Origin of the sequence: Sphingomonas daechungensis, assembly GCF_039543105.1 — a bacterium.
GTDB classification, from domain to species: Bacteria; Pseudomonadota; Alphaproteobacteria; order Sphingomonadales; family Sphingomonadaceae; genus Sphingomicrobium; species Sphingomicrobium daechungense.
Map to the genome: position 1 here is coordinate 1,891,680 of NZ_BAABJC010000001.1, position 17,858 is coordinate 1,909,537.

At 62.9% G+C, this 17,858-nt stretch carries 16 protein-coding genes; 13 read left to right on the plus strand and 3 right to left on the minus strand.

Features of this window, described 5'->3' with window-relative positions:
* Positions 1 to 3 precede the first annotated feature (3 nt).
* Positions 4 to 1,680, minus strand: coding sequence for a sulfatase family protein (locus ABD928_RS09940; protein ID WP_345168419.1), 1,677 nt, complete (start codon positions 1,678 to 1,680; stop codon positions 4 to 6).
* A 312-nt stretch (positions 1,681 to 1,992) separates the two neighbouring features.
* Here ABD928_RS09940 and ABD928_RS09945 point away from each other — a divergent pair, with 312 nt between their 5' ends.
* From ABD928_RS09945 to ABD928_RS10000, 12 genes are all read left to right on the plus strand, one after another.
* A complete protein-coding gene (locus ABD928_RS09945) occupies positions 1,993 to 2,871 on the plus strand; it encodes a universal stress protein (RefSeq protein ID WP_345168422.1) in 879 nt (292 codons plus the stop codon).
* 19 nt (positions 2,872 to 2,890) lie between these two features.
* A complete protein-coding gene (locus tag ABD928_RS09950) occupies positions 2,891 to 3,211 on the plus strand; it encodes a hypothetical protein (protein ID WP_187715321.1) in 321 nt (106 codons plus the stop codon).
* Positions 3,201 to 3,680 carry a pyridoxamine 5'-phosphate oxidase family protein gene (locus ABD928_RS09955; protein ID WP_223276504.1) on the plus strand — a complete coding sequence of 160 codons (480 nt, stop codon included), beginning with the start codon at positions 3,201 to 3,203 and terminating at the stop codon, positions 3,678 to 3,680. The genes ABD928_RS09950 and ABD928_RS09955 overlap by 11 nt, the downstream gene beginning before the upstream one ends.
* A gap of 66 nt (positions 3,681 to 3,746) precedes the next feature.
* Positions 3,747 to 4,121 (plus strand): hypothetical protein, encoded by a 375-nt coding sequence (locus tag ABD928_RS09960; protein ID WP_187715319.1) that lies wholly within the window; start codon positions 3,747 to 3,749, stop codon positions 4,119 to 4,121.
* Positions 4,122 to 4,153: 32 nt separating this feature from the next.
* Positions 4,154 to 5,281: a sensor histidine kinase gene (locus ABD928_RS09965; protein ID WP_187715318.1), complete on the plus strand. Its 1,128-nt coding sequence runs from the start codon at positions 4,154 to 4,156 to the stop codon at positions 5,279 to 5,281.
* Positions 5,278 to 5,901 carry a response regulator transcription factor gene (locus tag ABD928_RS09970; RefSeq protein WP_345168428.1) on the plus strand — a complete coding sequence of 208 codons (624 nt, stop codon included), beginning with the start codon at positions 5,278 to 5,280 and terminating at the stop codon, positions 5,899 to 5,901. The genes ABD928_RS09965 and ABD928_RS09970 overlap by 4 nt, the downstream gene beginning before the upstream one ends.
* 59 nt (positions 5,902 to 5,960) lie before the next feature.
* Entirely contained in the window at positions 5,961 to 6,587 is a 627-nt protein-coding gene (locus ABD928_RS09975; protein ID WP_187715317.1) for a TetR/AcrR family transcriptional regulator, read from the plus strand.
* A gap of 283 nt (positions 6,588 to 6,870) precedes the next feature.
* Positions 6,871 to 7,251 carry a hypothetical protein gene (locus tag ABD928_RS09980; RefSeq protein ID WP_345168431.1) on the plus strand — a complete coding sequence of 127 codons (381 nt, stop codon included), beginning with the start codon at positions 6,871 to 6,873 and terminating at the stop codon, positions 7,249 to 7,251.
* Positions 7,248 to 8,516 carry an efflux RND transporter periplasmic adaptor subunit gene (locus ABD928_RS09985; protein WP_345168434.1) on the plus strand — a complete coding sequence of 423 codons (1,269 nt, stop codon included), beginning with the start codon at positions 7,248 to 7,250 and terminating at the stop codon, positions 8,514 to 8,516. The genes ABD928_RS09980 and ABD928_RS09985 overlap by 4 nt, the downstream gene beginning before the upstream one ends.
* A gap of 14 nt (positions 8,517 to 8,530) precedes the next feature.
* Complete coding sequence (locus ABD928_RS09990; protein ID WP_187715314.1) at positions 8,531 to 11,710, plus strand: efflux RND transporter permease subunit; 3,180 nt, start codon at positions 8,531 to 8,533, stop codon at positions 11,708 to 11,710.
* Between the two features lie 11 nt (positions 11,711 to 11,721).
* Positions 11,722 to 13,101: an efflux transporter outer membrane subunit gene (locus tag ABD928_RS09995; protein ID WP_345168437.1), complete on the plus strand. Its 1,380-nt coding sequence runs from the start codon at positions 11,722 to 11,724 to the stop codon at positions 13,099 to 13,101.
* Positions 13,102 to 13,158: 57 nt separating this feature from the next.
* Positions 13,159 to 13,995 (plus strand): PhzF family phenazine biosynthesis protein, encoded by an 837-nt coding sequence (locus ABD928_RS10000; RefSeq protein ID WP_345168440.1) that lies wholly within the window; start codon positions 13,159 to 13,161, stop codon positions 13,993 to 13,995.
* On the opposite strand, the gene ABD928_RS10005 is transcribed toward ABD928_RS10000, so the two are convergent.
* On the minus strand, positions 13,992 to 16,295 hold the full coding sequence (locus tag ABD928_RS10005) for a bifunctional salicylyl-CoA 5-hydroxylase/oxidoreductase (protein ID WP_187715313.1): 2,304 nt from the start codon (positions 16,293 to 16,295) through the stop codon (positions 13,992 to 13,994). The genes ABD928_RS10000 and ABD928_RS10005 overlap by 4 nt on opposite strands.
* Before the next feature lie 207 nt (positions 16,296 to 16,502).
* Complete coding sequence (locus ABD928_RS10010) at positions 16,503 to 16,787, minus strand: PilZ domain-containing protein (protein ID WP_223276503.1); 285 nt, start codon at positions 16,785 to 16,787, stop codon at positions 16,503 to 16,505.
* 280 nt (positions 16,788 to 17,067) lie between these two features.
* Here ABD928_RS10010 and ABD928_RS10015 point away from each other — a divergent pair, with 280 nt between their 5' ends.
* Positions 17,068 to 17,778, plus strand: a complete 711-nt coding sequence (locus tag ABD928_RS10015) for an SMI1/KNR4 family protein (RefSeq protein ID WP_187715311.1) — start codon at positions 17,068 to 17,070, stop codon at positions 17,776 to 17,778.
* The last annotated feature ends 80 nt before the right edge of the window (positions 17,779 to 17,858 follow it).

Below are 17,858 nucleotides of genomic sequence, written 5' to 3' on the forward strand. Positions count from 1 at the left end.
TATCTAGAAGCCCTTCATGGTCTCGGCGGACACTTCCCAGCCGCCTTCGACGCCCGGGGGGATCATTCCGCCCGGATCTTCGCCGACCTCGTCGTCGATGAGCTTCGTCATCTTGTCGTTCATTGCGAGGATCAGGTCGTTCGCAGGCTTGTCACCTGCGGCGAGATTGCGCGCTTCGAGCGGGTCAGCTTCGAGATCGTAAAGTTCGATGTCGTTGAAAGCGTGGATTTGCTCGAGTGTGCCCGGACGGTTGTGCTGCATCGGCGAGAAGTAGCGGGCGAACATGTATTGCCCGTCGAAGACCGCACGGATCGCGCCGCGCTTGCGCAAGTCGGGAACGATCCCGTTCTCCTTGAGCGTCTTCGGATTGCCACCCTTGTGAAGGAATTCCAGCGCGCGGTGGGCGAAGTTTCCGTCGACGTAGGCGAGCATGTTGAAATTATAGAGCGCGCCGTCCCGAACATCGTTGATGCCGGCCGCATCGCCCTTCGCCAGTGCCGGGCTGATGTCCTTGCCCGGGAGGGTCTTCTTGATCGCGTCCTTCTTCTCGGCCGCGGCGCCAGTCATGGAAATCAACGTCGGCGCAATGTCGAGGTGGGAGGTCAGCGCGCGGCATTCCTTGCCGCCCTGGATGTCCGGGTGGACGATGATCAGCGGCACATTGTTCTGTTCGCGATATGCAGTGCCTCCCTTGGCATGCAGGAAGTGGGCGCCGTCGATGTCGCCGTGATCGGCGGTCAGCACGATGATCGTGCGGTCGGCCAGGCCCGACGCGTCCAGCTCCGCGAGCACTGCAGCGATATTGCGATCCGCATCGCGCAGGCAATTGAGGTAATTGTTGTGACGTCTGCGCCAGGCTCCGTCGTCGCCTGGGGCGACCTGCGCGACCAGCACGTCGTGCGACTGGATGTAATCACTATGGCAGGGCGGGCGGCCGGCTTCGTCAAGCGGCTGATAGTGTGTGGCTGGAAGGTCGAACTCCCATTCCTTCGCGTAGAGCGGATCGTCCGGATTGCGGCGGATGGGGGCGATGCCCGGTTGCGGACCGGGAGGCGTGCTTGGATCGGTCGTGTCGAAGAACATGACGTCGTGCGGATTGACGAAATTCACCGCAAGGAACCACGGCTTGCTCTTGCTCGCGAGTTCGCGGCCCTTTCCGCGCATCCAGCTGCCGGCCATCGCTGCGGTAATGCCGTCGTGCAGGTATCCGCCCTGCTCGTGCGCGATGATGTCGCCGATGCCGAAGTAATCGGAGAAACCGTAGGCCTCCATTTCGGCGGTGAAGATCTTGGTCGGGGAGCCGAGTTCGTTAACCTCCTCGAACTCCTTGGTCATGTGCCACTTGCCCTTGTAGGCGGTGTAGTATCCGGCCTCGCGCAGCATGTCGCCGATGGTCGCTTTGTCAGAATCGAGGCTTTGGATCCACGGGAAGTTCGTGTTGTCGAACATCTTCGTCTTCTGGATATGCTGGCCGGTGTAGATGACCGACCGGGAAGACGTGCAGACGCACGATGCGATGCGGTGGTTGGTGAAATAGGTGCCGGTTTTACGCAGGCGTTCATGGGCCGGGAGCTCGAAACCGATAGGCAGCTCGCCGGGCCGGAAGTGGCGTTCCTGGTCAGTCAGGATGAACAAGATGTTATAGGGTTTTTCCTGTGCCCCAGCGACTTCATTTGCCAACGGATCTGCTCCTGCCTCACACCGAATCCGGCGCGTGTTGGCGGAGACGCTATGGCTCCGGCGGCGCGGAGCGGAATCGGGAGATTCCCTGAGAAGCAGCGTCCCTGGGAGCAAACCTCCCGGAGTGGGGAAGGGGGAGTCTGGGATCCTCCGGGAGGCAAATTGGGTATACGCCCCCGGTTGCCGAGCGACGAATACGTAAAGCTACGGAACCCTCGCCCAGAAGAGGGGCTTACGTGAAATTCCTGATGGCACCAGCGTGACGGTAGGCAGAGAATCCTACCGCATTTTCCGATTGCCAAGGAGATGAACATGCTCGTCACAGAAGCGGCGCCGGCACTGAAGAGTGAGACGGGATGTGTCCGCGCGCAGGGTGGTATCAAATCCATCTTGCTCCATGTCCATGACGACAGCCATCTCGAGCATCGGCTGCAAGCCGCGCTTTCGATCGCAAGAGCCTGCACGGCCCATCTCCAGCTTCTCCACGTCGTTCCGATCGAGGCCTACACGTTCGTGGACGCCTACGGCGGGATGAACCTGAGTGCCCAGCTCGTCGAGGCGCTCGAGGATCAGGCACGAGCGGTCCAGGCGAGCGTGCAAGAACGTCTGCGGAATGAAGATGTCAGCTGGGACTACCAGTCTGTAACTTCCCCCCTTGCGGCTGCCGTCATCGGACATGCCTCCCTGGCTGACCTCGTGATCGTCGGTCGGGAGCATAGCGCTCCGGATTTCGGCCTTGGCGGTTCGTATCTCATCAACCGTTTGATCGCTGAATCGCGCACGCCTATCCTCATCCCGGGCGACCAAGTGCCAATTGCCGAGTTTGATTGGCCCGCCGTCATCGCTTGGAACGGAAGCGTCGAGGCGGCGAACGCGGTCCGGGGGGCCATCGGACTTCTCAAGCTAGCACCGAAAGTAAAGGTCGTCCGGTTCGTTGAATCGAAGCCGGCGCAATTCCCGAACACGCAGCTACTCGAATATCTTTCGCGGCACGGGATCCATGCCGACTTCGATGAACGGCAGATCACCTATTCACCAGCGGCTGACATCGTGGCCTACGCCAGGAGCAAGGGCTGCGCTTATCTGGTGATGGGTGGGTACAGTCACAGTCGCGCGGGCGAGTTCCTGTTCGGCGGTGTCACCCGCGACCTGCTTCGCGAATGCCCGGTTTCAATCGTGACGATGCACTGATCTGCGAGGAGACTCTTCCATGCGTCACATCAACCCAACGAAGGCGGGCCTGTCCGTCGGCGCGGTTCTCGCACTTTGGCATTCGATGTGGGTCGCGATGGTCGCTGCTGGCTGGGCCAAGGCGTTCATGAACTTCGTCCTGCGACTGCATTTCATCCAGCTCGACTATGACCTGGCGCCATTCGCTTTCGAGACTGCGGCAACGTTGGTTGCAATCACTTTCGCTGCCGGTTTCCTGTTCGGATCGGTGTTCGCTCTGATTTGGAACTGGCTGACGGCAAAGCCGGAAATGCGTGACGACTCGACCGCGAACATGTCGGCGACATCTAATGTCATCTGACAAACGCGCGGCCCAAGACGAGGCTATCCGCATCCTGGACTCGCACCGTATCATGGCAGTCGCTACCAACCGCCCGGACGGATGGCCGCAGAACACCATCGTGGGATACGCGAATCTCGGCTTTTCGATTTACTTCGTGGTGTTCCGGTCCAGCCAGAAGCTCGCCAACATCCGTACGGACACTCGTGTAGCGATCGCTGTAGGCCATGAACCGGTCGGCCTCGATGTATTGCAGGCCGTTTACGCCGGCGCGGAAGCTGCCGAAGTGATCGACCAGACCGAGAAGGCCCAGGCCTGGAAACTTCTCACGGAACGCCACCCCAATCTATCCGGCCTCGACCTTCCGACCGCAGCCGATGCAGCTGTCATGCGGGCCAGGTGCAGATACCTCTCTGTGCTCGATTATCGCGTCGCCTTCGGGCACCGGGTATCGTTCGAGCTGGAGCCGCCCGACACGCCTTCGGAATGAGCGTGGCAAACCAGTACGGGGCTTTGCGTATATCGCGTCCGCGAGCGCCCGGCATATTCCGATCCGATGAATTGGAAGATCGTCCGGCTTGAGCTCGCGCAGTGTCGCGGCTCTTCGCGGGCCTCGGCGAGCAAGGCTTATCTCTTGCGCGTGCCACTCGACGCAGACGGCAGGATCGATGCCGAAGCCATAGCTTCCAATCCGGCAAGGGCGACCGTCGCCAGATTCTGGGCGTCCGAGCCGGATATGCATGGCCGGGTCGAACGCGAGAACGGTCATTGGCGGCTTCGCTGGCTGGACAAGGCCGGGCAGCTAGCGCGGATCCCCGCCGTTCCGTTGCGCTTGAATGAAAGGGTTTCGATCGAAGGCCCGGGCGGCAACGAAGCGTTCAGTGTCGCCAGCATCAATGATTCCGGCCGCCAGATCCTCGAGCGGCCTTAGCCATTCCGGAGCTTGATGCTATCATTCGTGACATGAGCCGTCCGACCCTGGTCGGGGAGAGCGAGACTCTCCTTCGATCGATCCTGGCGACAGTTCCTGACGCCATGATTGTCATCGACGATCATGGCCGCATCCTGTCATTCAGCGCAGCGGCGGAAAAGATGTTCGGCTATTCCGAAGGTGACGTTGTCGGCGAGAACGTCTCCATGCTGATGCCCTCACCGGATCGCGAGCGGCACGACAAGTATATCCGGGATTATCGCGAAACGGGTGAGCGCAAGATCATCGGCATCGGGCGCGTGACGACCGCCCGGCATCGCGACGGCTACACATTTCCTATCGAGCTTGCCGTGGGCGAAGCGGCGATGGGCGACCAGCGGATCTTCACAGGCTTCATCCATGACATCAGCGAACGGCGGCAGACGGAGCTGCGCCTGCGCGACCTCCAGTCCGAGCTCGCTCATGTCGGACGGTTGAGCGAAATGGCCTCGTTCGCGTCCTCGTTGGCGCATGAACTGAACCAGCCGTTGACCGCCATCGCCAACTATTGCGAAGCGGCACGCGACCTCATTCCCGAAGGCGCCCACCAAAATGATGCGCTCCTGCGCGAAGCGCTTGTTGAGGCCGCCAAGGAATCCGTCCGAGCGGGGCAAATCGTGCGTAGGCTGCGCGAGTTCGTCAGCCATGGAGAGTCACTGCGCGCTCCGGAATCTGTCAATCGCCTCGTCACCGAAGCGAGCGCACTCGCTCTCGTGGGCTCTCGGGAGCATGGCATTGAAGTGCAGCTGCAATTGGCTCCGGATCTCGATGACGTCCCGGTCGATCGCATCCAGATCCAGCAAGTGCTGACCAACCTGATCCGCAACGCCGTCGACGCAATGATCGATAGCCCGGAGAGGTCCTTGACGATCAGGACGGAATCCGGTCCGGACCGGATGGTGACCGTGACGGTCGAAGACACGGGAACTGGCATTGCCGAATCTGTAGCGGGCCAGCTCTTCCAGCCTTTCATCACCTCGAAGACGACGGGAATGGGCGTCGGCCTGTCGATCAGCAGGACCATCATCGAATCGCATGGCGGCCGGATCTGGTTCGAGCCGAATGAGGGCGCCGGGACCGTATTTCATTTCACCCTTCCAATTGTGGGAGCCGGCGAATGAGTGAGGCACCGAAAGTCGTTCACCTGGTCGACGACGACGATTCGGTCAGGCGATCGGTAGGATTCATGCTCAAGACTTCGGGTTTCCGAGTAAATGCTTTCGCGAGTGGCGCAGACCTTCTGAAGGAGCTGAAATCGCTGGATCCGGGCTGCATCTTGCTCGACATTCGCATGCCGGGGATGGACGGCCTGCAGGTTCAGGAAGCGTTGAATGAAGGAGGCAACGCGCTGCCGGTGATCATCATGACCGGTCACGGCGACGTCCCCTTATCTGTCCGGGCCATGAAGGCCGGCGCGGTGGATTTCATCGAAAAGCCGTTCGACAAGGCAACCCTGCTTACAGCACTGGGCGCGGGTGAAGCGGTGCTCCAGCGCGCCGACGCTCGGTTGGATCGCGGCCGTGATGCGGCGATTCGATTGAAAGCTTTGACGCCACGGGAGCGCGAAGTCCTGGATGGGCTCGCAGACGGCCTTCCCAACAAGACGATCGCCTATGATCTCGGCATCAGTCCGCGCACGGTCGAAATCCATCGGGCGAATCTCATGGCCAAGCTCGCCGTCCACAGCTTGTCCGAAGCACTTCGCCTCGCCTTTGCCGCAAGGGATATCGAGGTGAGCTGAACGGAACCGTAGAGGATGGCACTGGATTTTTCACGAAACCGTATTATGTACCGCGCGATATGAATAAGCCTGAAGTGATATCCGAGGGGACCGGCCCCTGCCGAGGACGCCCCCGCGAATTCTGCGTCGATCGTGCTCTTGCGCAGGCGCTGCGCGTCTTCTGGGAGAAGGGTTACGATGGCACGTCGCTCACCGATCTGACGGAAGCGATGGGGATCACCCGGCCGAGTCTCTACGCGGCGTTTGGCAACAAGGACGCGTTGTTTCGCAAGGCGCTCGACCTCTACGAAACCGAAAAGCTCGCCTACATTCGACAGGCGCTTGAGCAACCGACTGCACGCGGCGTCGCCGAGGTGATGCTGCGCGGCTCCGTCGACAATGTGATGGCCTACGACGAACCGCACGGGTGCATGGGCGTCATCACTTCGGTTGCCTGCGGGCCCGATTCGCAATCGGTACGCGAGGATGTCGTCAAGCGAGGCGAAGCCGCCAAGCGCGCGTTGATGGAGAGGTTCGATCGCGCCAAGCAGGAGGGCGACCTCCCATCCCACGTTGATTCGGAAGGCCTCATGCGGGTGTTGATCGCCATGCTCCAGGGCATCTCCGTCCAGGCAAGCCAGGGCGCGACTCGCGATGAGCTCGACCGGCTGGTCGAAAGCGGCCTCGCCCTTTGGCCGAGCGCCTGATTTATAACTAACGCAAATTATTTTATCGGCCGGTACAGAATTTTTCTTGACGTCGGTTAGCAGACTTTGTACTGAGCAGTACAGAAAGCGGGAAGGTGTCGCGAACGCCCTCCCGTCTTCCGCGGGGCCTGACCCCCGCAAAAAGGGTTCGAAGATTCATTAGCAGTCCACGCTGAGACCTCGCGTTTCAGTGAGCGGATTTCTGCGCCTGGGAAAAGCACTCGCGTCGAGACGGTGGTCCGGCGGACGGAGAGGCTTGCCCAGAAAAATGAGGGAGAATGACATGGCCTATCTGGCAAGAATCGATGCGCAAGACGCCCAGCCGATCGCGCTCCCGGCGCTGGCCTCGGCGACGCCCGACTTCTCCAAGCTCGAGTGGTCCATCATCCGCCTTGCCCGCATCGATCGGCTGTGGACGATCCGCGCAGCCGGTCGCGTGCGCAAGTTCTACAATTGGATGATTGGCCGGGGTAACCCCGAACTCGCCAACCCGCGCCTCGAAGCGCTCCGCCGGATGGCGGTGCTGACCTGGCACTACGGCTTCACGGTCCCCGGTCGTGACATCGCCGAATTCCTCTCCGCCGGCTTCTCGCCGGATCAGTACGAGCTGATGGCGAGCTGCATCAACGCCACCATCAGCGCGCCGCGAAAGGCCGCAGCATGAACATGATTTCGAAAGTCACGTCCGATGGCGAAGCGCAACGCGTCCGCCTGAGCTTCGCGCGCAGGCCGCTCTGGCAACGTGCCGCGATTGTCGGAACGCCCCTGGTCGCCCTAGCCGCGGCCGTCACCCTCTGGAGCAGCGATCCCTCCCCCGCCGCTGCTCCCCCGGTCCCCACGGTGACGGTCGCGGCCCCCCTGCAGAGCGAGGTGAATCTGTGGGATGACTATGTCGGCCGCTTCGAGGCGAGCCGCTCGGTCGAAGTGCGCCCGCGCGTTTCGGGGCAGATCGTCGGCGTCCACTTCCGCGATGGCCAGATCGTCCAGAAGGGCCAGCTTCTCTTCACTGTCGATCCGCGTCCGTTCACGGCAGCGCTCGCCGAAGCCCGCGCCGGCGTCGCAACCGCGCGAAGCCAACTGGCGCTGGCGGAGACCAATCTCGGCCGTGCCCGTCGCTTGCTTGAAGCCAATGCGGTGTCGCAGGCCAATGTCGACCAATTGACGGCGCAGGTGCAGACGGCCCGTGCGGCGCTCGCGGCTGCTCAGGCTCGCGTTCAGCAGCGCTCTCTCGACGTAGAGTTCACGCAGATTCGGGCGCCGATCAGTGGACGCATTTCGGACCGCAAGATCGACGCGGGCAACCTCGTCGCATCCGGCGTGGACGGTGGAACCTTGCTGACCACAATCAACGCCCTGGACCCGATCTACTTCACGTTCGACGTGCCCGAGTCCCTGTATCTCAAGGATTCGCGTCAGCGGTCCGCGGGTGAGCAAGGCGACATCGCGCAGATCAGGCTTCAGGATGAGGCCACGTACAGCCGCACCGGCCGTCTCGATTTCACCGACAATGGCATCAGCCAGAACTCGGGCACCATTCGTGCTCGCGCCGTCGTTCCCAACCCGGATTACTTCCTGACCCCGGGCATGTTCGGAAACATGCGGCTCGCGGACGGCGGCACGACTCCGGCATTGCTCGTCCCGGACGCGGCGATCCGCACCGATCAGGCGCGCAAGATCGTGCTTGTCGTCGGGCGGGACGATACCGTCGCCGCGAAGCCGGTTGAAACCGGACCGCTGGTTGGTGACCTCCGGGTCATTCGCAGCGGCCTGAGTCTTGCCGACCGGGTGGTCGTGCAGGGCGTCCAGTTCGCTATGCCCGGTGCCAAGGTAAAGGCGCGCGTGACGAAAGTTCATCCGGCCGCCGCACCGTTGGCACCGGCCCAGTCGCAGTCGCCCTCCGCCTCCCAGGCGACGCTGGCGGCTCGATAAGAGAGTTCTCTAACATGCAGTTCAGTCACTTCTTCATCCGACGGCCGATCTTTGCCGGCGTCATCGCGATCATCATCACGATCGTCGGTGCGTTCGCTTACTTCGGGCTGCCCGTGTCGCAGTTCCCGAACGTCGTCCCGCCAACGGTCACGGTCAGCACTTTCTATCCCGGTGCGTCCGCCGAAACCGTCGCGGACACCGTCGCTGCGCCGATCGAACAGCAGATCAACGGCGTCGACAACATGCTCTATCAGTCGTCGCAGTCGACCGGTGACGGGCGCGTCACGATCACCGTTACGTTCAAGCTCGGCACCGACCTCGATACCGCGCAAGTGCTCGTTCAGAACCGCGTCGCCCTCGCCACGCCGAGCTTGCCTGAGGACGTGCGCCGGCAGGGTGTCGTCGTTCGCAAGACCTCGCCGTCATGGCTGATGGCGGTCAACGTTCTGTCGCCCGACGGTTCGCTCGATCGCGGCTACGTGTCGAACTACGCGTTGACGCAGCTCAAGGACCGACTGTCGCGCGTCGACGGTATTGGCGACGTCTCAATCTTTGGCGCCCGCGATTATGCGATGCGCGTGTGGATCGATCCGGGCCGGGCTTCGACGCTTGGCCTGACCGCCGGCGAGGTCGTGAGTGCGCTGCGCAGCCAGAACGTCCAGGTTGCGGCCGGCACCGTGGGCCAGCCGCCCTTCGACACGGGCGCTGCGCAACAGCTTAACGTCGAGACCCAGGGCCGCTTCAAGACGGCCGACGAGTTCGCCAACATCATCATCAGGACCGATTCGGCATCTGGCGCAATCACGCGTCTTCGCGATGTCGCACGCGTCGAGCTCGGTGCCGAGGATTACGGGGTCAACGCCTACCTCTCGGGCAAGGACTCGGTGATCCTCGGCATCACCCAACGGCCGGGAACCAACGCGCTCGCCGCTGCGGAGGGCGTCAAGGCCCAGCTCGCTGAGGCGTCCAAGACTTTCCCGAAGGGCCTCGAATATCGCATCATCTGGAACCCGACCGAGTTCATCAGCAAGTCGATGACGGCGGTGCAGGAAACGCTCCTCGAAGCGCTTATCCTCGTCGTTCTTGTGATCATCGTCTTCCTGCAAAGCTGGCGTGCCGCGGTTATCCCGATCATCGCCATCCCGGTGTCGCTGATCGGCTCGTTCGCAGTGCTTGCCGCGCTCGGCTACTCGCTCAACACATTGTCGATGTTCGGCCTGGTGCTGGCGATCGGCATTGTGGTGGATGATGCCATCGTCGTCGTCGAAAATGTCGAACGCAACCTCGAACACGGCCTCAGTCCAAAGGAAGCGGCGCATCAGTCGATGGACGAGGTTTCGACCGCGCTCGTCGCCATCGTCCTCGTGCTTTGCGCGGTGTTCGTCCCGGTCACGTTCCTCACCGGAATCACGGGCGAATTCTATCGCCAGTTCGCGGTGACGATTGCAGCGTCGACGGTCATCTCGCTGCTGCTTTCGCTGACATTGTCTCCCGCACTTGCGGCGCGGCTGCTGAAGCCGAAGAGCAAGCATCGCGCGGAGTCGGGTATCATGGGCTTCGTCCATCGGGCGGGCGATCGCTTTAACACCGGCTTCGGCAAGCTCAGCAATTGGTACAGGAGCTTTACGCGCCGGGTCCTCCGGGCGCCGAAGCGGGCTCTGGCAACCTATGCCGGGCTCGTCGGTCTGACCGTCGGAGTGTTCTGGTACACGCCGGGCGGGTTCATCCCCGCGCAGGACCAGGGCTACGCGCTTGCCGCGATCCAACTTCCGCCGGGAAGCTCGATCGAGCGCACCGACGAAGTCTTGAAGAAGGCTGTGGCCAAGCTGCTGAAGGTGCCCGGAGTCGACCAGGCGGTGATGTTCTCCGGTTTCGACGGAGCGTCGGGGACGCAGGCTTCCAACGCCGGCGCAGCCTACGTCACCTTCAAGCCGTTCGAGGAGCGGGCGGGTACTGACCGCACCGAGCTTAATATCGAGAACGACATGCGCGCTGCGCTCGCCGACATGGACGAAGCGTTCGTGTTCGTCATCCCGCCGCCCGTCATCCAAGGCGTCGGCAACGGCGGCGGCTATCGCATGATCGTGCAGGATCGCAGCGGCGCCGGTTACCAGGCTCTCGAGCAGGCTGCCCAGCAGCTGATCGGCCAGGCCCACCAAGAGAAAGGTCTCGCCAACGTCTTCACCTTGTTCAACACCGCGACCCCGCGCGTCTTTGCCGACGTCGACCGCGCCAAGGCGGACATGCTCGGCGTACCGACGGAGCGTGTGAACGAGACGCTTCAGGTCTATCTCGGCTCCGCCTACGTCAACGACTTCAACCTGCTCGGCCGGACCTTCCGGGTAACGGCGCAGGCGGATGCTCAGTATCGCGACGATCCAGCCGACATCGCCCAGCTCAAGACCCGCTCAAACAGCGGCGCCATGGTGCCGATCGGAACGGTCGCGACGTTCCAGGACAAGACGGGCCCGTATCGCGTCACGCGCTTCAATCTCTTCCCTGCGGTCGAGGTCGATGGCGACACCGCGCCCGGTTATTCGACCGGCCAATCGCTGAAAACGATGGAAAGGCTCGCGTCGAGCTTGCCGCAGGGCTTCGCGACCGAGTGGACCGATATTGCCTTCCAACAGAAGCTTGCCGGCAACATCGCCGCGGTCATCTTCGCCTTGTCGGTGGTGTTCGTCTTCCTCGTGCTCGCGGCTCAGTTTGAAAGCCTGCTGCTTCCGCTGGCGATCATCCTGATCGTGCCGATGACATTGCTCGCCGCGATGACGGGAGTGAACCTGCGCGGTCTGGACAACAACATCCTGACGCAGATCGGCCTGATCGTGCTCATCGCGCTCGCCGCGAAGAATGCGATCCTGATCGTCGAGTTCGCCAAGCAGGCGGAGGAGCGAGGCCTTTCGGCCATCGATGCAGCGGTTGAAGCCGCCGGGTCGCGTTTGCGCCCGATCCTTATGACCAGCTTTGCCTTCGTCCTCGGTACGCTGCCGCTGGTGCTGGCGACCGGTCCGGGCTGGGAGCTGCGCCAGGCGCTCGGCACCGCGGTCTTCTTCGGAATGATCGGAGTCACGGCGTTCGGCCTCATCTTCACGCCGGTCTTCTACGTGGCGACGCGCACGCTCGGTGAGCGATTGGCGCGCGGTCGCGGCCGGCCGTCCGAGCAGCAGCCGATGCTGCTGCCCGCGGAATAGGGACTCTCGAGATGAAGACTGTAATGAGCATCGCGCTGGCGCTCGCCTTGGCGGCGTGCGCAAGCGGACCTGAGTATGCGCAACCCGCGACACCTTCGGCAGCTGCCGGACCCTTCGTGGCGGCTAAGTCGCCGGCGGTCCAGGCGCTCGCACCCGTGCCGGACGATTGGTGGCGGCTGTACAAGGATCCCGTACTCGATGGGCTTATCGCTGACGCCTTGGCGCACAACACCGACATCCGCGCGGCGGTTGCGCGTTTTGCCCGCGCTCGCGCTTCGCTCAAGGAAGTGAAGGTCGATCGGCTGCCGCAAGGCGGGGCTTCGGCCTCGGCAACTCGCGGACGCGAGAATGGCGATTCCGATGCGTCGACCAGCTTCGATGCCGGCCTTGAGGTCGCCTATGAAGTCGACTTGTTCGGTCGCGTGAAGCGGGGAGTCGAAGCCGCTAGCGGGGATGTCGGTGCGGCGGAAGCAGACGCCGATGCTGTGCGGATTGCCATCGTTGCGGACACGGCGCGTGCTTATGCGGATGCGTCGAGCGCGGCGGAACGTCTCGCGGTCGCCGAGCATATCGTCGCGCTGCTCGATGAGTCACTGGGCATTACCGAGAAGCAGGTCGAGATCGGCCAGACGACGCGCCTCGACACGGCGCGGATCGCGGCGCTGCGAAACCAGCGACAGGCAGGAATTCCGGCCCTCGCCGCCGAGCGGGATTCCGCTTTGTTCCGACTGGCGACGCTGACCGGGCGCGCACCTTCCGAACTTCCCTCAACGGCCGGTGCGCGCACTTCTTCGCTGAAGCTCGATCAGCCAATTCCCGTCGGGGATGGCGCGCAGCTTCTGGCTCGGCGCCCGGACGTTCGTGCCGCCGAGCGCCGTCTCGCGGCCTCGACCGCTAGGATCGGAGTCGCGACCGCAGAGCTCTATCCGCAGATCACGCTCGGAGCATCCGTTGGTTCGAGCGCGGGCAATTTCGGCAATTTGCTGAGCAACCCAGTAGGCTTCCTGCTCGGCCCGCTGATCAGCTGGTCGTTCAGCGATCACGCCCGCGCACGGGCCCGTGTCCAGGGTGCGGAGGCGAGCACGCAGGAGGCGCTGGCACTGTTCGACGGAACCGTCCTGCGCTCGCTGGAGGAAACCGAGACAGCGCTGTCGGCCTACGCCAACATGCTTCGCCGCCGCGAAGCACTGCAGGCGGCCCGCAATGAGGCTGAGGTTGCAGCGAAGATCGTCCGCGCACAGCAGCGCGAAGGGGTGGTGGACTCGCTTGCACTGCTCGATGCCGAGCGCACGTTCGCGGAATCCGAAGCGGATCTTGCCGACGTCAACGGCGAGGTCGCCGACGCTCAAATCAACCTGTTCCGCGCGCTCGGCGGAGGCTGGTCGGCTTAGTTGCCGACAGCATTCGCGGGCGGTATTCGGCTCGCGGGCTGGGACAGGAGAAGTGCAATGAGCATCACGTTCCAGCTTGTCGACGTCTTCGGAAGCGGCCCGTTCACCGGCAATCCGGTAGCGGTCTATGACGGCCAGGGTCTCGATACCGAGACGATGCAGCAGATCGCGCGGTGGATGAACCTGTCGGAGACGACGTTCCTTCTGCCGCCGACAACTGACGAAGCCGATTACCGCGTTCGCATCTTCACTCTCGAGCGCGAGCTGCCGTTCGCCGGCCATCCGACGCTGGGCACTTGCCACGCGTGGGCGGAGCGGACCGGTTCGTCGAAGGACCGCGTGATCCAGGAATGCGAAGCCGGGTTGATCACCGTCGAGCGTCGCGGCGGCCGCTGGGCATTCGAAGCGCCTCCGCTAATCCATACCGGAGCGGTGGAGGAATCTTCGGTCGCGGAGGTCGCTGACTTCCTCAACATCCACCGATCGAAGATCGTGGAAGCGGAGTGGGTCGACAACGGTCCGGGCTGGCTCGGCATCTTGCTCGGGTCGGCGGAGGAGGTCCTCGCTCTCGAACCGGTCAGTTCCTATCCGCGGCGGATGGATGTTGGCGTGATCGGGCCATATCCCGATGGCCATGATCTGGCGTTCGAGTTGCGGACGTTTTTCAGCAATCACGTCGGTGCGATCGTCGAGGATCCGGTGACCGGAAGCTTCCAGGCCTCCGCTGCCGAATGGATGATCCGATCCGGCCGCGGTCATCCGCCCTATGTCACGGCGCAGGGGACGCAGCTCGGTCGGAGCGGGCGGGCGTACATCGACCACGAAGGCGACCGCTTGTGGATCGGCGGGCAGACTGAAACTCTCGCTTTGGGTGACGCTCCCTTTCGACGCTAGACGCGAAGCGCGGCGGCCATCTCCGCCTCGCGCTTCAGGTTCCGGGCGAGCTGGCTCATTCCATTGAGATATTGCGGCGGCACGTGCACGTCGCGGTAACCCAGCTGCGCGGCCGCACGCAGCGTCCAGAACGGGTCGATGAGGTGAGGCCGCGCTAGAGCCACAAGATCGGCGCGACCCGCCGCGAGGATCGAGTTGGCATGGTCCGGCTCGTAGATGTTGCCGACCGCCATCGTGGCGAGGCGGGCTTCGTTGCGGAGCTTGTCGCTGAACGGGGTCTGGAACATGCGGCCGTAAACGGGTTGCGCGCCGGTCCAGGTCTGGCCCGCAGAAACGTCGATGAGGTCGGCGCCGGCGCGGGCGAAAGCGTCCGCGATCTCGACTGCCTCGTCTGGAGTAATTCCCTGATCACCGGCCCAGTCGGTCGCGGAAATGCGGACGGACATCGGGCGATCCGACGGCCAAGCATCCCGCATCGCGGTGAAGACTTCGAGCGGGTAGCGCAGGCGGTTCTCGAGTGACCCGCCGTATTCGTCGGTGCGCTTATTCTGCAGCGGCGTGAGAAAGCCCGACAGCAGATAGCCGTGCGCCGCATGAAGTTCGATCATGTCGAAATTCACATCGAGGGCCATCCGGACGGCGGCGACGAATTGGTCGCGAACCTCGTCCATGTCCTTGCGGGACATTGGGGTCGGCACCTGGTTGACCGGCGACCACGCCACATCGCTCGCGGCCATGATCGGCCAGTTGCCGTCGGGAAGCGGGGCATTGTCCTCTTCCCAGCCAACGCGCGTCGAGCCCTTCGCGCCCGAATGACCGAGCTGAAGGCAGATCTTCGCCTTTGAATTTCCGTGCACGAAATCGACGATGCGCTTCCATGCGGCAACGTGCTCATCGCTCCACATGCCGGTGCAGCCCGGACTAATCCGGCCCTCCGGCGACACGCACGTCATCTCGGTAAAGACGAGGCCCGCGCCGCCCATCGCGCGCTCGCCGTAATGCACGAAATGGAAATCGTTGGGCGTACCGTCGACCGCCGAGTACATCGCCATCGGCGACACGGTGATGCGGTTCTCCAGTGTCATCTCGCGCAACTTGAACGGTGCGAACATCGGCGGCGCGGTCTTGTTCGACCTTCCATCGGTCGCGCGTTTCCAGAACCAGCGTTCGGCACCTTCCAACCATTCGCGATCGCGCAGGCGGAGGTTCTCGTGGCTGATGCGCTGGCTACGCGTGAGGAGCGAGTAAGCGAACTGCAGCGGTTCGAAATGGGTGTAGCGTTCCAGCGTCTCGAACCATTCGGTCGAGTTGCGCGCGCTGTTCTGCAGCTTCAGGACTTCGAGATTCCGCTCGGCGACGTACTCGTCCATCGCCGCTTCGAGGCTGAGACCCGGCCGATTGAGCACGTCGGCGAGCTTGATCGCATCTTCGAGCGCAAGCTTGGTGCCGGAGCCCACTGAAAAATGCGCCGTGTGCGCGGCATCGCCGAGCAGAATGACGTTGCCCGCCGACCAGCGCTCACACTTGATGCGGCGGAAGTTCAGCCATGCCGCCGACCCACGTAGATGCGCCGCGTTCGACATCAGGCTGTGGCCGTAGAGATATTTCGCGAACAGCTTTTCGCACACCGCGATGGCTTCGGCCTGGTCCATCCGGTCGAATCCGAACTTGCGCCAGGTGTTTTCCGAGCATTCGACGATGAAGGTCGAGCAGTCGGGCGCGAAGCGATAGGCGTGCGCCCAGATCCAGCCATGCTCGGTTTCTTCGAATGCGAAGGTGAAAGCGTCGAAGACCTTGCGGGTGCCGAGCCAGACGAACTTGTTCGCGCGCACGTCGACGTCGACCCCGAACGCATCTTCATAGGCATCGCGGAAACGCGAATTGATCCCGTCCGAAGCAATGACGAGGTCGTAATCGCGCCACTTCGGATCGGCCGGATCGCACTCGGCATTGAATTCGATTGTTACGCCCAGTTCGCGCGCGCGGTCCTGCAGGATTTCCAGCAGCCGCTTGCGGCCGATCCCGATAAAGCCGTGGCCGGATGACGTTATCGTCTCGCCACCGATGTGGACGTCGATATCGTCCCAGTGCGCGAATTCGTCGGCGATGATCTTCGCGGACTTCGGGTCGTTGGCCTGCAAGTTCTCGACCGTCTGGTCGGAGAAAACCACGCCCCAGCCGAAGGTCACGCCTGGCGCATTGCGCTCGAAGACGGTGACGTCGTGCGACGGGTCGCGCAGCTTCATCGAAATGGCGAAGTAGAGGCCGGCGGGACCGGCGCCGACGCAGGCAATTCTCACGCTGGCAGACCTCGAATGTTCCCAATGTTCACGGTGACACGCGTGTGCGCGCGGGTGCCCACGTGAGGGCCGGGCAACTTAGCGAGGTTCGGACCGGACGTGCGGCGGCGCATTGGCACAGCATGGCACAATAGAGCGCCTGTAGGACAGGCCCCGTCGACCTATTTGAAATCAGGCGCTGCCGGTGTTCGCTTCAACCCGCCCCGGTCATCTCCGGCGCTGGGCCCATTTGTCGCCGGCGTTCCGGTTGACCAGTTGCAATCCTGCCGCCCCGGAGAGTGCCCACCGCACCTCGGCCTCGATGCTGTCCTCGCCGAGATCGAGTCGAATGGTCTCGGCCACCGGCAGCACCTCGTCGCATTCCACGCAGCAGCCGTTCGCGGAGACATCGCGGATCATCGCCGGGAACGTCCGTCCATCCTGCAAGACCACCGAGGCGTCGATCGACACCGCCTCCCGCTCTTCTCGCTCAACCCAACCTGGCAGACGCAATGCTCATTCTCCACGGTTCCAGAATGCCGTTAACGCTCGAACTCGGATGTCGGGCAAATTACCGGCATCGCGGGTGTCCGCAATGGGGGGTAAGGCGCCGCGAGCGTCCTAGTGGCAGGAATGGGTGGAAAGCTGACATTAGTAAGTCTCTGCCAATCCAGCCGTTATGAATTGGAGTCGGCGTAAGCTGTTGGTTGGAGCGTCGCTGGCTGGAGCCTTAGCGGTAGCTGGGATCCTCCCAACGACGTGCTCGAAGCAGCGACGAATTACAAAGCCGGCGATGCCGGATAAGGAGCCGCCGAAGCGGCCGCCCGGCGAACCGAAGCCGTTGCTCGAGGAAAACATCGCGGCGGTGCTTGCGCGTCTCGACGCGTGGTATGCTGCGCATCTTCCGCCAGACAGGTATCGGTTCAATCCGCCTGCGACGGAAGCGCAGCTGGACGCGTTCGAGCGCCTGGTCGGGATCAACCTGCCGGCGTCTTATCGCCAGCTTTACCGGTGGCATGACGGCGAAAAAGATGATCGCTGGGGCCACATTTACGGGCTGCCTCTGCTGCCCCTCCGGGAGGCCGGCGCACAATGGGCGGCATGGAACCGAGTGCTCTTAAGCCTAGGCGGTGATCGCTATAAGATTCCCGGCAGGGGGTGGCCGGACGGTGCCGTCGATTCGGCCTATATCAATCCGCGCTGGTTGCCGCTCACCCATGACGGCTCGGGCAATCACATTGGCCTCGATTTCGGTCCGTGGCCACGAGGGCGCGTGGGCCAGGTCATCCTCTTCGGGCGCGACGAGGATACCAAGACCGTGCTTGCGGAATCCTTGGGCGGATTCCTCGAATGGGTTGCCGGACTTCTGGACAGCGGCAATTTTCGGCTGGAGGCAAGGCCGGATGAGCGTGTGCTACGCGTGTTCCGATTGAAGGATCCGCCGGCGGACGACTTCCAGGACGGAGCACGGGCGATCTTAGGCGCACCCGGTGCGATTGAATGATTGCTGCGGGCTAATCGCCTTAAATTCGCAAGGGGGAACGCGTCGCAGACTTGAGATACGCAAAGCCAAGCGTGGATCGC

What these genes read in the sequence shown, in the direction of transcription:
- ABD928_RS09955 (WP_223276504.1), top strand. Translation starts at nt 3,201, where the DNA reads ATGTCATCTGACAAACGCGCGGCCCAAGACGAGGCTATCCGCATCCTG.
- ABD928_RS10000 (WP_345168440.1), top strand. Translation starts at nt 13,159, where the DNA reads ATGAGCATCACGTTCCAGCTTGTCGACGTCTTCGGAAGCGGCCCGTTC.
- ABD928_RS09975 (WP_187715317.1), top strand. Translation starts at nt 5,961, where the DNA reads ATGAATAAGCCTGAAGTGATATCCGAGGGGACCGGCCCCTGCCGAGGA.
- ABD928_RS09990 (WP_187715314.1), top strand. Translation starts at nt 8,531, where the DNA reads ATGCAGTTCAGTCACTTCTTCATCCGACGGCCGATCTTTGCCGGCGTC.
- ABD928_RS10015 (WP_187715311.1), top strand. Translation starts at nt 17,068, where the DNA reads ATGCCGGATAAGGAGCCGCCGAAGCGGCCGCCCGGCGAACCGAAGCCG.
- ABD928_RS09980 (WP_345168431.1), top strand. Translation starts at nt 6,871, where the DNA reads ATGGCCTATCTGGCAAGAATCGATGCGCAAGACGCCCAGCCGATCGCG.
- ABD928_RS09965 (WP_187715318.1), top strand. Translation starts at nt 4,154, where the DNA reads ATGAGCCGTCCGACCCTGGTCGGGGAGAGCGAGACTCTCCTTCGATCG.
- ABD928_RS09950 (WP_187715321.1), top strand. Translation starts at nt 2,891, where the DNA reads ATGCGTCACATCAACCCAACGAAGGCGGGCCTGTCCGTCGGCGCGGTT.
- ABD928_RS09970 (WP_345168428.1), top strand. Translation starts at nt 5,278, where the DNA reads ATGAGTGAGGCACCGAAAGTCGTTCACCTGGTCGACGACGACGATTCG.
- ABD928_RS09960 (WP_187715319.1), top strand. Translation starts at nt 3,747, where the DNA reads ATGAATTGGAAGATCGTCCGGCTTGAGCTCGCGCAGTGTCGCGGCTCT.
- ABD928_RS09945 (WP_345168422.1), top strand. Translation starts at nt 1,993, where the DNA reads ATGCTCGTCACAGAAGCGGCGCCGGCACTGAAGAGTGAGACGGGATGT.
- ABD928_RS09985 (WP_345168434.1), top strand. Translation starts at nt 7,248, where the DNA reads ATGAACATGATTTCGAAAGTCACGTCCGATGGCGAAGCGCAACGCGTC.
- ABD928_RS09995 (WP_345168437.1), top strand. Translation starts at nt 11,722, where the DNA reads ATGAAGACTGTAATGAGCATCGCGCTGGCGCTCGCCTTGGCGGCGTGC.